Source organism: Arthrobacter sp. 2RAF6 (assembly GCF_052115205.1).
In the GTDB taxonomy this organism is placed as follows: Bacteria; Actinomycetota; Actinomycetes; order Actinomycetales; family Micrococcaceae; genus Arthrobacter.
The window spans coordinates 36,548-49,217 of record NZ_JBFRGF010000025.1 but is presented as its reverse complement, the minus strand read 5'-3'; the positions used below and the strand labels follow the sequence as shown (position 1 = coordinate 49,217).

Here is a 12,670-nt window from a genome sequence, read left to right as displayed (position 1 = left end):
AGAAAGTGAAGCTTTGCAGACTCATTTGCCTCGCAGGTAATTGACGTACGCCGGGAGCATCTCGAACTCGACGGCGTCAATATTGGCTTCGTACTTCACCCGCTTGCCGTGGCGCTGGCCTGGAGGGCAGTCCGCCGTGACGGCGCCGGTGCTTTCGAGTGCTTCCAGGTGATGCTGGAGGCTCGGCCGCGTGAGCTTCTTATCGCCGTCCAGGACTATTCCTCTAAGAATTTCTCCTGTCGTCGACGGTCCCGCCTGGTGCAGGTAGCGCAGGATGGCCGCGTGGGCGCGGTTTCCGAGAACTTCAATGGCTGCCTCAACCTCCTGCGGGTGATTGGGCTGGATGAGGCGCGGCATGCGTCTATCTTGCCCGATCAACTGGGCCGACCCTTAGTCCGAGGGCTCAGTGTATCGCTAAATGATCATCTTTGGTCTACAGTCAAATCGTAGGCGCCGTTGCGGGGGAGGGGTTGACCACATGACGACCACGGTCATGGCGGATCCGGTTGACAAGCGAACCGCGGTGCAATGAAGGACAATCGGCCACGGCTGGTCCAGACGGTGGAGTTATGTCCGTGCCTGCCGGTACTGCTGGAGCGGATCATTATCGACTGTCCAACGAAAGGGAGAACTTTTCCCAGAGAAACATTGAGGTTGACCGGTTTGAGAGGGGGAGTGATGGAAATGGCAGGTTCTATGCCTTTTGGGGTGAGGTGGCCGGCGCCGGCCGCGTTGATGGATCGTCGCGCCCGTGAGCGCGAGTCTTTCGTAGCGTGGATCCACGACCTGGACGTCCCGGAAGACCAACGGAATGTCCTGACCGTCCTGTTGGGGATGGTCGATGACAGCGAGCTGGTGGATGGCCGCTGCGCCGGAGTGAGGCACGCCGCCGAGGTCGGCCGCCGTGCCGGCGCCCTCGACGACGTCGACACCGTGGAGGGGATACTCCACGGACTGGAGGCTGCCGGGCACCTGAGCCTGCACCCGGCGTCGGAAGTCTTCAAAGACAAGCACCCCGGGATCATGTTCCACCTCCGCACTGATGTGGTCCTGACGGTCGAGTCGGCCGGGCAGTTATGGCTCGCTGATGCCTGGCCCCGACGGAGTGCTGCCGTGTTGGTGACGCGTGCCCTTGCCAGGGAGCGGGCCGGCAATGCTTAAGGCTGTTGGTGCTGCGCTCGGAGCGGTTCTGGTTCTTGTCGTTGGTGTTGTTGTCGTGCTCGATGACGGCAACAGCGATACCCCTGTTGCTGCCGGTGCCTGCTCACCGCTCGTTGATGCAGCCGGACGGGTGACGGGATCCCCGGTGCCGGATGGGAACATTGCCGGCTATTCCGGGGTGCAGCTGGAGAACGCGGACAAGATCATCACCGCCGGCAAAGCGCTGGGCCTGTCCGCGACGGGCCAGACCATTGGGGTGATGACCGCGATGGGCGAGTCCTCCTTGAAGATCCTGGACTACGGGGATGGCCCTGGTCCTGATTCGCGGGGTTTGTTCCAGCAGCGGGCCAACGGCTCGTGGGGTTCGTATGCGGACCGCATGGACCCGAGGATCAGTGCAACGAATTTCTTCAAAGCACTCCAACGGGTTTCTGGGTGGGAGTCGCTGCCTCCGACAATCGCGGCGAACCGTACCCAGCGCAACGCGGACCCGTATCACTACGCCCCGTTCTGGGGACCGGCAACCGAAGTGTATTCGGCAAGGGCCGGGGGCGCCGTCCCGGCATCCGGCTGCACGAGCAATGCCGGCACGGTGGGGGAGGGCGATGACTACCCGGACGCGGGTAATCCTCACTGCATCATCGAAGCCGGTTACACCTGCCCTGACGGCAGCTTGAACACTGCGACCTCGTTCTATTTCCGGGAGTGCGTGGACTTTGCCTGGTATCGGCTGATGCAGCAGGTGGGCCCGGGTGCGAAGTTCACGCCGGGATCCATCGGGGCCGGGAACGCGGTGACGTGGAAGGCCGCCTGGGACCGGCAGGGCTGGCCCACGAGCAAGACGCCCGTCGTCGGGGCGATTGCCTGGTTCGATGCAGGTTTCCAGTCTCCGAATCTTTACACCGGGCCCATGGGGCACGTGGGTGTGGTGAAAGCAGTCATGGGGGACCGGATCGTCATCGAGCAGTACAACGGCATGGCCCCGCCCAATGACCACCGGTATTCCACGATCGAGGTTCCTGCTGGCTTCGCCAGCGCCTACCTGTACATCCCGATCAAAGCAGATCAGAGGTAATCACCATGCTGCACACAAGCTACAGGGTCGCTGCCGCGGTTGCCGTGGCCGTCGTTTTGGCCGGGTGCGCTTCCACGGCACCGGCCAGCGACTCGACACCTACCCGACAGGCCCAGGCTTCATCCGCTCCGACGGTGGGCGAACACCCGCAGGTCGTCCCGGATGCCCCCGCTGCGTCTTCGGTTGCCTGGGACCAGTCGTCCAAGACCGCAGCTTTGGACGTGGCCACCAAAGCCATGACCCTGTACGCCCGCCCGTCGGTGGGGGAGGAGAAGTGGTTGGCCGATTTGAAGCCGCTGTTCACCCCGGCCGCGGTGGAGGACTACGCCTATGTTGACCCGTCGCTGATCCCGATCAGCACCTTCGGCGCCGGGGATCTCTCGATCGACGAAAGCAACGGGTACGCCGCCCTGGCACGGTTCGGATCCCCAGCCGGGACCTACGCGGTGCAGCTGCACCGCACCGGCAAGGACGCCCCGTTCAAGGTCGTCCGTTTCATCGTCCCGGAAGGTCCCAAATGAGCACGGCGCCGGCAACCCACCATCACGCATCCACGAAAGGAACCATTCGATGAGCACGAACTGGCAGGGGAGTGAGCGGTCCAGCCGTTCTCCCATTAATCTGACCGAGCCCTACACCGAGACCGAGGCCGCTGCTGCTGTTCCGGAGCCGGCGCTGAAGGTTGTTGCGCCTTCGGCCGATCAAGCCCCCGCTGCTGAGGGAATCCCGTCAACGATGGTTGACCGGTCCGAGACCGAACCGCTGGTGCGCGGCCGGCGCAGTGCGGCGATCCTGCGCAAGGAGAACGTCGATGACCAATTGCCGCCCACCACCGGCTGGCAGGCATTCCTGCGGGCGATGAGCTTCGGATTGATCAGCCCGAAGGTCGGAGCCGCGGAACTAGCCCGCCGTTCCGATATCGCCGCGATCCAGCGGATTTACTCCCGCCCGATGAATATCATGGTCGCCCAACCCTTGGGCGGTGTCGGGAAGACCACGTGCAGCATCGGCCTGGGCTCGACCTTCGGGATCCACTCCGCGCTGCAGACTCTGGTGTGGGACAACAACGAGACCATGGGAACGGCCGGTGTCAGGACGAATTCCAACGACTCGACCCGCACGGTCTGGGATTTACTGCGGGTGCTGGAGTCCTTCGAGACCGTACAGGCCCGCAAGGGCGAACTGAGCTACTACACCCGGCACCAGGGCAACAACGGCTTCCACGTTCTGGTCTCGGACGAAGACCCGGACCGCATGAAGTCCATCGGCGTGGAAGAGTTCAACCGCCTCCACACGGTGGTGGCGAGGTTCTACGACACCATCATCGTGGACACGGGCAACAACACCCGTTCGGCGAACTGGCTGGCAGCCGTCGAGGTGACGGACCAGCTGGTCATCCCGACCACCCTCAAACGCAACGCCGTCGTCTCGGCCCTGAGGATGATCGAGCAGCTGGAATCGATGTCCGACAACACCGGCAATCCCCGTTACAAGGACCTGGTGGCCAATGCCGTCGTTCTGGTCACCCAGGGCGCGGGCTGGAAGGAAGCCACCGCGGAGCAGAAGAAGCTGCGCGAAGCACTCGGCGCTGCGGTCCGGACCGTTGTTGACATCCCCTACGACACGGCCCTGGATACAGGGTCCATCATCGACTGGCAACTGGTCGGCGACCCGGCCCGGCGGGCGTTCGAGCGGGCCTCCGCCGAGATCGCCAACGGCCTCCTTGCCGTCGATGCCGCTACCGCCCCCACCGCCCGCTAGGAAAGAAGCCCATGTTCACCGCCTTGAAATCCGAAATCATCATCCGCTCCGCGGTGCCCTTCGTAGACAACCCCCTGGATTGGACGAAGCCGAACTTCGACGTGTTCGGCGTGAAGTTCAAAAACGCCGCTTCCCTCATCATCGGCGGCATCTGGGGCCTTGCCTTGGTCCTGGTCGCCGGAGCGTTCCTGTGGAACCTGGCCAAGTGGGGCATCGCCCGCAAGCGCGGGCACACCGATGACATTGCCGATGGGGCCGACGGGGCCAAGAAGACCGCGATCTCGTTTGGCTGCACGGCCGGGGCCGGCGTGATCCTGGGCTTCATCCTGGCGCTCGTCGGCGCGATCGGAGGATAGCCGATGCGCGCACGTTGGAAAGTCCTGATCGCCGTGGCCGTTGTCATCGTCGCCGCTGTCGCGTCGGCGCTGGTCATGAGCCTGCGCCCCGGCTCCCCGGACCCGGGAGGCTCACAGTCCGCTCTTGGGCCGTCCGGGAAGCTTGGCTTCCCGGTCTCCCAGCTCGCAGTCGGCCAGGGAGGGACGAAGACCGCCGCCGACGGGAAAACCCCCATCGGTTACGACGGGTCCTGTGAGTCCGCAGCCCAGGCAGCCGCCAACTACCTCCCCCTACGGGCTGATTTCAATGCGAAGACCTGGGAGACCCAGAAGAAAGCCCTCCTGCAGGTCAGCCTCCCCGGCCCGCAAAAAGATCTCACACTTCAACTGAACGACTCGAATGCCATGAACAAGGCGATGCAAGAGGGTGGATTCGACGGGGGCTGGATAGACCGCTCCGATGTGAAGGCCGGCGGACTCTACCGTTTGGCATCGTGTGAGGCGAAAAATAGCGCCCTCATTCAGGTGTTTTCTGGGAGCCTGACCGCGCAGGTCAACACCGCTCCTCGGCCGGCGTTCTCGACAGTGGAAGTCGAGTTGGCGTGGGACGGGGACTGGAAGTTTGCGAACGCCTTCCAACCCTCTGGGGATCCGACGATGGGGGGCCGGCTTAAGGACGCAGGTCCTGCCATGCAGCTAGAGGGTTTTTCCCAGACCCTGCCGGTTCTGACGGCCAAGGATCTCAATGCTTTGTTCCAGGGCAAGGGTCGTGAGGGGTGGATTGAGTATGCGAATGCTACGCGCTAGCCGCATCAGGGCCATCGCGTCGTTCCTTGTGGTGTTCCTGAGTCTCGGGGTGGTGAGTGCCCAGGCAGCCTACGCCGACGATGGCCAGCCCACCGCGGGCCAGACGTTGAACGCAGACCAGGCCAAACGACTCGCTGGTCTGCCAACGGAGCAACGCAACACGATCCGCGACGACATGAACAAGCAACTCGCCAAGCAGGTTTGTGGTGTTTTCGCTTTCAATGCGTCCATGACCGGGGCTGATTGCGAGAAGGTGTCCGCCGACGCATACGGAACGTTCCTAACCACACCTGAGCAATCGATGGCCTTCGACCAAACGAAGGACGGAAAGCCGTTCTGTGCCGGCTTGGCTCAAGTCAAGGCCCCCCAGGCGGCAATCCTCACATGCACGGCCGCTGAGATGTGGAAACAGTACGCTCCGGTGTTGGGTGCTGCGACGCGGGTGGCGTTGCAGCAGTCCCCGGGCGGCCAATTCGTGCTGGGCGCGGTGGACACTGTCGCTTTCGTCGCGAATGCGAAGGACGGGTTTGAGAAGTTCGCGAACACGGTCAAAGCCGAGGCGGTGAAGTCCACGAACGAGGTGATGAACAACCTCCTGAAGACCTCGGCACTGTCGATGGATGACGAGTTCCGCAATACCTGGGCAGCGTTCGCGGCCGTCGGCATCGTCGTTCTGGCACTGATGTACTTCAAGCTCTGGAAAGACGTCTCCAACGAGGACGTGGACCTTGAGGAAGCCCAGAAATCGTTGTTCTGGTACGGGCCCTTGTCCATCATCCTGGTGCTGTTCGGGCCGGCGATCGGGTACCAGCTCAATTCCTGGATCAGCGGGTTGACCAAGGCTTTCACCGGCTGGACCGCAGGGCATATTGCCACGTTCATGGAGGTCATTGCCCGCTTCGCTTCGTACCAGTCCAACGGCGTGTTCGGTCCCTTGGTCGCGGTCGTCGTCTATGGACTGTTGTTCCTGGGCGCGTGGGGGCTGCTGGCGATGTTCTTCCTGCAGCCCTTTGCCCTGTACCTGATGGGTGTCGGTATCGCGGTGATGATCGGCTTCATGATCCATCCCGAGTACCGGCAGCGGGTGGCCAAGACGGGCACCTTGTGGATTGCCATCGGCTTGTCCAAACCGGTCCTGGTGCTGCTGATGGGCGCGGTCTTCACCTTCATTTCCACCCGCCCGGCCTTCCAGGGCGGCGGCACCGACGATGCCATGGTCAACGCGGCCAGTGTCTTCATGGCCGGATCAGCGATGCTACTCCTGGCCTTCTCGCCGGCGCTGCTATTCAAGTTCGTTCCGCTGCTGCCTTCGTCTGCGACGGGTCTGGGCGCCGGTCGTGAGTCCGTGGCCGGCGCGGCGATGGTTGCCGGGGCAGGTGCCGGGGTTGATGCGCTAATCCGGAACCGCCGGATCGCCCACAACCGTTCCGCCGATCCCGGGACCAACAGGGGATCCTCGACGCCGCCCACCCCCTCCCGGAACTCCGGCAGCTCTGGGCAGGGAACAGAGCCTGGCGCGGACGGCCGGAACCTCGGCCAGCTGCAGCGCGATGCCAGGACCGGCAGGAGCGGCTCCGGACAGGACGGTGCCGGACAGGACGGTGCCGGGCAGGGGCGGAGGTCCGGTGCCGGGGCTGTGGTCCGGGGGTCCGGGAAGATCGCGGCCGGAGGGGCGGCGGCGTTCCTGCTGGCAGGCCGGGAAACGGCCCGCCAGGCGGGGCTGCGCGGGAAGCGGTCCACGGGCTCGATGGTCCCGGATACCGACCACATCAGCGGCCGCTGACAGCGGCCAAGAAAGACTCTTTTTCGAGCGGGAAGCGGGTAGGTCATGGCACGGATGGTGGTTATCGGCGGTGAGGTCGGCGGCCGCGGATTGTTCGGCGGCAAACGGACGCCTCCGGAATGGGCGGGCCTGGGAGTCGCTGTCCTCCTCACGGTCATGGTGTTGCTCTCGGCCGGGCCGATCTCGGTCCTGTCGCTGCTGGGCGCGGCAGCGGTGCTGCTGACCGGTGTCGTGTTGACGACGCCGAACAAGTTCTCCGGAGACCGGTCCCTGGGGGCGTTGTTCGTGGAGGCCCGGCACCGGAAGCATCGCCGGCGCAAGGGCACCGTGAACTTCACCCCGGTGAAGGACCGCCCGCAGACCCGGCGTGCGAAGGCCCCGAAGTCCCGGCGGGAAGAGGCCGACGAACGCGGCATGATCGAGGTACCTCTCCGGCACCGGAACAACGCCCCGTTGATGGTCGGTAACGTCCGGCATTTCGTGTACGACTCTCCGGAGGGGCCGATGGTGATTTTCCGTCACCAGGGCAAGATCAAGAAGCCCTACTACACGGTGACCTTGGAGACGCTGGGCACGAGCTCGGGGATCCGCGAAGAACACCGCGAAGATGCCGGGCACATCGCTCACGGGCTGATGCTCTCCCGTCTGGCACGCCGGCAGCACCTTATCAGCCATGTCCAGTCCCTTGCCCGGGCGGTGCCGGTGGACTCCGCGGATCACCTGTTGTGGATCCACCGGCGCATCCCTGCCGGGGTCCCGAAGGTTTTGTTGAACTCCTATGGAGAGTTGTGCGATCTTGTGCAGTCCAGGGCTGAGCAGCACCGCAGCTACGAGACGTTCCGGATCCCGGTCTCGGAGAAACTCTCCCGCAAGGCCCGCGCCCTTGGCCCGGGCGATCTCGGATACGGCAAGGCCATTTACCAGGAAGTCCGCTCGGCGATGTCCCAGGCCGAGATGATGGGCTCCGTTCAGGCCTTCCGGCCGTTGGGGCCTGAAAACATGGCCGCGTTGCTGCGTCACCTGCAGGACCCGGGCTTCGACATTGACGACACCACCGGTGCTGACCTGATGGACTGCTGGCAGCACCTGGACGGCACGTCCTCGCCCAATTCGGTCATCGTGAACGGTTCCTGGCACACCCGCACCGGGTATGTCCCGGCCGCCGCGTTCAGCCCCGAGGCGATCCCCGTCCAGGCCTTGAAGGCCGTGATCAGCGGAATCCAGCCGGCCGTGGTCCACAGCGTGTCCGTGGTCATTGAACTCCAGGATGCGCGCGCGGCCCGCGGAAAGGCGCGCTCACACGCGGCCATGGACCGGGCCCGGGGCAAACAGGTCGCCAAATCCGGTGTCGTGACCGACGGCAGCGAGGAGGTCCTGCTCAACGCCTCCCACCAGCGTCTGCTGGACCTGAAACCCGGCTCCGGGCACCACGGCGCCGCCTACGGCCTGTACATCTCCTACTCGGTCGAGCACGAAGAAGAGATCCTGGGCACCGCCGACATCATCGAGGCCACGGCCGCGGATGCCGGGATCGAACAGATCGACTGGCTGGATCAACGCAATGATCTGGCCCTGATCACCACCATGCCTTTCACCAGGGGGATCCGATGAACACCACCGACACCACACCCCGGCCGGACGCGGGAACCACCACCGCGGTCAAGCGGTTCCCGCTGCCGTGGGCCGTTGCCCGGAAGTCCCGGCGCAGCATCCGCGCGGCCGCCCGGGCCGAAACCCAGTCCGGGCAGAACCGTGCCGCGCACGTGACCGCCGAGGGTCTGGAACGGGCCCGGAACGACAAGACGACACAGAGCGGCAAGGCGGCGAAGAAGCGCGCCCGGAAGGAGGCCGCCGCTACGGAGCGGGCCGAGCTGGACGCGTCCAACAATCCTCTCCGGTGGCACCATGAGCGGGGGTGGAAGTTCGCTTCCACGCTCGGGTACTACGATCCGGCCGCCCCGGGGATCCTGTCCTCGACCCGGCAGATGGAATTCGCGCACATGGCCATCGCCTCGCCCCCGACATCGCACCGGGGGTTGCTGTTCGGGGTGGACGCCGGGTCCGGATGGATGATCGTCCACGACGTCTTCAGCTCCTACGGCGAAACCCTGGAGTCCCCCAACGTCTGCTACATCGGCGATCTGGGGCAGGGAAAGTCCTCGGCGATGAAGACCTGGGGCGTGCTGCGCCAGCTGATCCTGGGCCGGCGCATCGTGGTAATCGACAAGAAGTACCAGCTGGACACCAGGGCCGGTGAATACACGCCGCTGGCCAGGGCCCTGGGCGTGACGCCCGTGAAGTTCCGCATCGGCGGCGGCGGATCCCGGATCAACATCCTGGATCCACGGATCGCGGCCCGCCTGGATGAAGAGGACCACGACAGCGGGACGGCGGCCGAGAACCCGGCCGGACAGTCGATGCTGCTGCGGGCCGTCACCGAGGAAGCCCTGGAACGCCGTCTGACGCCCAAGGAGGGCAAGGCCGTGCGCATGGCACACCGGCAGGCGCTGGCCTCCGTCCGCGGAACGGGACGGGACGCGGACATCCGGGATGTGCTGGCGGCCCTCTACGCCCCCGATGCGTCGGCGGCCGGGGACGCGAACCTGACGGTCGAGCAGCTCAAGGAGTGGGGACTTGACCCGGCATTCGAGCTCGAACGCATGATCGAGGATGACCTGGCCGGGCTGATCGACGGGCCGACCAGCCCGGACATCGAACTCAGTGGCGGGCTCACGGTCTTTGACGTGTCCCTGCTGCCCGAAGACGGCCCGGCCCTGCCCTTGGTCATGACGATCATCAACACCTGGCTGGCGAACACCCTCTACCGGCAAAAGACACCGGTACCTACCACCCTGCTGATCGAGGAAGCCTGGCACACCGTGCAGGGCTCGGTCGCGAAAGTCACCCGCCGCAACACCAAGCTCTCCCGCGCCTTGTCGCTCTCCTGCCAGTTCGCGTTCCACCACATCTCCGACATTCCCCAGGACAGTCCGGCGATCGCGATGCTCAAGGAATGCGGAACGGTGTTCCTCTACAAGCAGGGCAAGCGCGAAGACGCCGTGGCCTGTGCCAGGCTGTTCAACCTCCCGCCCGGGTCCGCGGACGACATCGGCAAGCTGCAGAAGGCCACGTGCCTGATGAAGATCGGGTCCTTGGATCCGTTCGTGGCCATTCACCTGCGCAGCCCCCTCGAGGTGGCCCTGACCGACACGGACAAGGCCATGAAGTCCGGAGCCACCCTGGACCTCGTCCAGGCACTCACCGAACGGGAAGAGGAGAACGTCGCATGAGCAAGCCGGTTTCGTCCGAAACGATTCTGATCAGGATCCTGGCCGGCAGTGCCGCCGTGCTGCTGCTCTGCGCGTTTCTGGCCTTGGAGCTCGGGGAGTTCTTCACACCCACCGGCACGATCTCCTGGAACCCGGCGGAGCTGGGCACAACCATCAGGGCCGGCCGCTTCCAATGGCCGGCGGCGTCCACCTGGATCCTGGTTGTCCTTCTCCTGGCCGCGTTCCTTGGGGCCCTCTGGTTGTCCATGACAGTCTTCGGCGCGAAGCCTGAAGAGACCGGCCTTCCCCGGTACAAGGACCTGGAGCACCGGATGGGCCGCAAAGCAGCCCTGAAGCAGGCCCGGCAGGCTCTCACCTTGCCCGAGGACGCCTCCGAGGAAGACATCATCGTGGCCCTGTGCAAGCTGGACGGGGAAGTCCTGTACGTCCAGCACGAAGACTCGATGTGGGTCTACGCGCCCCAGCGATCAGGCAAGACCCTGTGGCTGGCAGTCGGCATCGTCGTGGATGCCCCCGGTCCGGTGCTGACCACCTCGACGAAGATCGACCTGCTCCAGCTCACGGCGCTGCGCCGCCGGGAGCAGGGCACCGTCGAAGTGTTCGACCTGCAGGACATTTCCGGGTGGCCTCAGTCGATCAGCTGGGATCCGGTGGCTGGCTCCCAGGATCCTGATGAAGCCCTGTTCCGCGGCAAGGCCTGGGCCGGGGCGCAGCCCATGGGGGAGGTGAAGAACGGCGACTGGTTCAACAGCAAGGCCGCGGCCGTGCTCGGCCGTTTCCTGCATGCTGCGGCATTGGACGGCGGGGACATCGAAGACGTCGTGCGCTGGTCCAACAACTTCTCCGACCCTGAGCCGATGGAGATCCTGCGCGAGCACGGAGCACCGGCCGCGTTCGCCGCCCGTTTGCAGGCGCTGACCTCTTCCCGGGCCGGGGAAACCGTGGACTCGATCCAGGAAACCCTGGCCGGGCTGCTGGAGCCGTTGTCTTCGCCCAAGGCGCTGCGCTTCCTCACCCCGGAACCGGGCGAAGGGTTCGACGTGGAAACGTTCCTGTCCGGCGCGAACACCCTGCATCTGATCACCGACGGGGAAGACTCCCCGGTGGCCCCGCTCGTGACCATGTTCGCCGACCACATCTTCCGCAAGGCCCAGAAGATCTCCCAGGGCCGTGCCGGTGGCCGGCTCTGGCCGGTGTTCACCATGGTCCTGGACGAAGCGCCGAACGTGGCCGCGTTCCCGAAGATGGCAGCGGCGCTGTCGGACTCCGGCGGCCGCGGGATCCGGATCGTCGGCTTCAGCCAGTCCTTCGCACAGAACCGGGCGCGCTGGGGCGTCGAAGGCGCCAAGGCCATCCGCGGGACCTCCTCGATCCGGATGTTCCTTCCCGGGCTGGAGGAAATCGACGAGCTCGAATCCATTGCCAAAGCGGCCGGCCCCACCACGAAGACCCGTACGTCCACGTCCAGGGGCCGCACGGGCACCTCCACGACCATCAGCGAGGAAGAGCGTCCGGTGATCCTGGCCCACCAGATCCAGCAGCTCGACAGGGGCCAGGGGTTCATGCATTACTCCAACCTCCGGCCCGCCGTCGTTGACCTGATCCCGTACTGGGACCGGCCGGACGGTGAGCAGATCGCCCAGGACCGCAAAGCCGTCGAGCGGATGACCGGAAGGATCAGCGCGTGAGTCAGGACCCGTACGACGGCGTTCCCGTCCCTGATGACGAACCGGCACCGGACGAGACGACACCGCCCTTTAACGACGAAGTCCCGGGCTCAGGGCCGGGAACCCCGCCGGACCGGCGTCCTGTGGAGGACGGTCCGGCCGGCGTCGACGCTGACGGGGTGCTCCCGTCCCCGGAAGAACTGCTCCTGGAGCACGACGAGAGGATCGGCGTTCTCCGTACGGACGTCAACGAACTCGCCGGGGTCGTGGCGGACCTGCTGGCGAACCCACCCAAGGGCAAGCCGGCCCCGTGGAACTGGAAGCACCTCAACGGTTCCGCCGCGGCGAAACTCCTGACCGAGCTGCGCGAATGGGTGGACTGGTACAACGACCGGTACGGCGTCGCAGTCGATTCAAGGATCCCCGGCTGCTGGTACCGGCACGCGCCCGTCGTGGAAGAACTCACCGGCGTCTGGGTCGCCTGGCGTGCCGCATACTACGGCCACACGACTCCGTTGGATGCCCCGGCGTACTGGCACGAACGGATCCTCTGGCCCACCTTCGACCGGATCACCAAAAGGCAATGGGGAATGGTGAACTGCATCAACGGCCACAAAAACCCCCGCCCCCAACAGACACCCTCCACCGACAACGGATTCGACGAATTCCTCAACACCCTCGGACAGGAAGAGCAAAGGAACCATCACGAACACCACCTCGGCGGCTGACCACGGAAGAAGCAATGTCGGCACCGGGTACCAGGGTGCCCGTCACGACGGGACTACGAAACC

The 12,670-nt window shown here is 65.1% G+C and carries 12 protein-coding genes; 11 read left to right on the top strand and 1 reads right to left on the bottom strand.

Annotation, left to right across the window (positions count from 1 at the left end; genetic code table 11):
* Positions 1 to 21: 21 nt before the first annotated feature.
* Complete coding sequence (locus AB4Z38_RS17050) at positions 22 to 357, bottom strand: winged helix-turn-helix domain-containing protein (RefSeq protein ID WP_306874182.1); 336 nt, start codon at positions 355 to 357, stop codon at positions 22 to 24.
* Between the two features lie 378 nt (positions 358 to 735).
* On the opposite strand from AB4Z38_RS17050, the gene AB4Z38_RS17045 reads away from it, so the two are divergent.
* The 11 genes from AB4Z38_RS17045 to AB4Z38_RS16995 are packed head-to-tail and all read left to right on the top strand — an operon-like array spanning position 736 to position 12,607.
* Complete coding sequence (locus AB4Z38_RS17045) at positions 736 to 1,161, top strand: hypothetical protein (RefSeq protein WP_441430802.1); 426 nt, start codon at positions 736 to 738, stop codon at positions 1,159 to 1,161.
* On the top strand, positions 1,154 to 2,236 hold the full coding sequence (locus AB4Z38_RS17040; protein ID WP_441430801.1) for a CHAP domain-containing protein: 1,083 nt from the start codon (positions 1,154 to 1,156) through the stop codon (positions 2,234 to 2,236). The genes AB4Z38_RS17045 and AB4Z38_RS17040 overlap by 8 nt, the downstream gene beginning before the upstream one ends.
* A 5-nt stretch (positions 2,237 to 2,241) precedes the next feature.
* Positions 2,242 to 2,757, top strand: a complete 516-nt coding sequence (locus AB4Z38_RS17035) for a hypothetical protein (protein ID WP_441430800.1) — start codon at positions 2,242 to 2,244, stop codon at positions 2,755 to 2,757.
* 49 nt (positions 2,758 to 2,806) lie between these two features.
* Complete coding sequence (locus AB4Z38_RS17030) at positions 2,807 to 3,997, top strand: MinD/ParA family ATP-binding protein (RefSeq protein ID WP_441430799.1); 1,191 nt, start codon at positions 2,807 to 2,809, stop codon at positions 3,995 to 3,997.
* A gap of 11 nt (positions 3,998 to 4,008) precedes the next feature.
* Positions 4,009 to 4,353, top strand: coding sequence for a hypothetical protein (locus AB4Z38_RS17025; RefSeq protein WP_284762029.1), 345 nt, complete (start codon positions 4,009 to 4,011; stop codon positions 4,351 to 4,353).
* Positions 4,354 to 4,356: 3 nt separating this feature from the next.
* Entirely contained in the window at positions 4,357 to 5,139 is a 783-nt protein-coding gene (locus AB4Z38_RS17020) for a hypothetical protein (RefSeq protein WP_441430798.1), read from the top strand.
* The gene (locus tag AB4Z38_RS17015) at positions 5,126 to 6,922 is read left to right on the top strand and encodes a hypothetical protein (protein WP_441430797.1); all 1,797 of its coding nucleotides are present in this window, start codon (positions 5,126 to 5,128) and stop codon (positions 6,920 to 6,922) included. The genes AB4Z38_RS17020 and AB4Z38_RS17015 overlap by 14 nt, the downstream gene beginning before the upstream one ends.
* Before the next feature lie 45 nt (positions 6,923 to 6,967).
* Positions 6,968 to 8,533 carry a hypothetical protein gene (locus AB4Z38_RS17010; protein WP_441430796.1) on the top strand — a complete coding sequence of 522 codons (1,566 nt, stop codon included), beginning with the start codon at positions 6,968 to 6,970 and terminating at the stop codon, positions 8,531 to 8,533.
* Positions 8,530 to 10,212, top strand: coding sequence for an ATP/GTP-binding protein (locus AB4Z38_RS17005; protein WP_441430795.1), 1,683 nt, complete (start codon positions 8,530 to 8,532; stop codon positions 10,210 to 10,212). Before AB4Z38_RS17010 ends, AB4Z38_RS17005 begins: the two co-directional genes overlap by 4 nt.
* A complete protein-coding gene (locus tag AB4Z38_RS17000; protein ID WP_441430794.1) occupies positions 10,209 to 11,900 on the top strand; it encodes a type IV secretory system conjugative DNA transfer family protein in 1,692 nt (563 codons plus the stop codon). The genes AB4Z38_RS17005 and AB4Z38_RS17000 overlap by 4 nt, the downstream gene beginning before the upstream one ends.
* Complete coding sequence (locus tag AB4Z38_RS16995; RefSeq protein WP_441430793.1) at positions 11,897 to 12,607, top strand: hypothetical protein; 711 nt, start codon at positions 11,897 to 11,899, stop codon at positions 12,605 to 12,607. The genes AB4Z38_RS17000 and AB4Z38_RS16995 overlap by 4 nt, the downstream gene beginning before the upstream one ends.
* Positions 12,608 to 12,670: the final 63 nt, after the last annotated feature.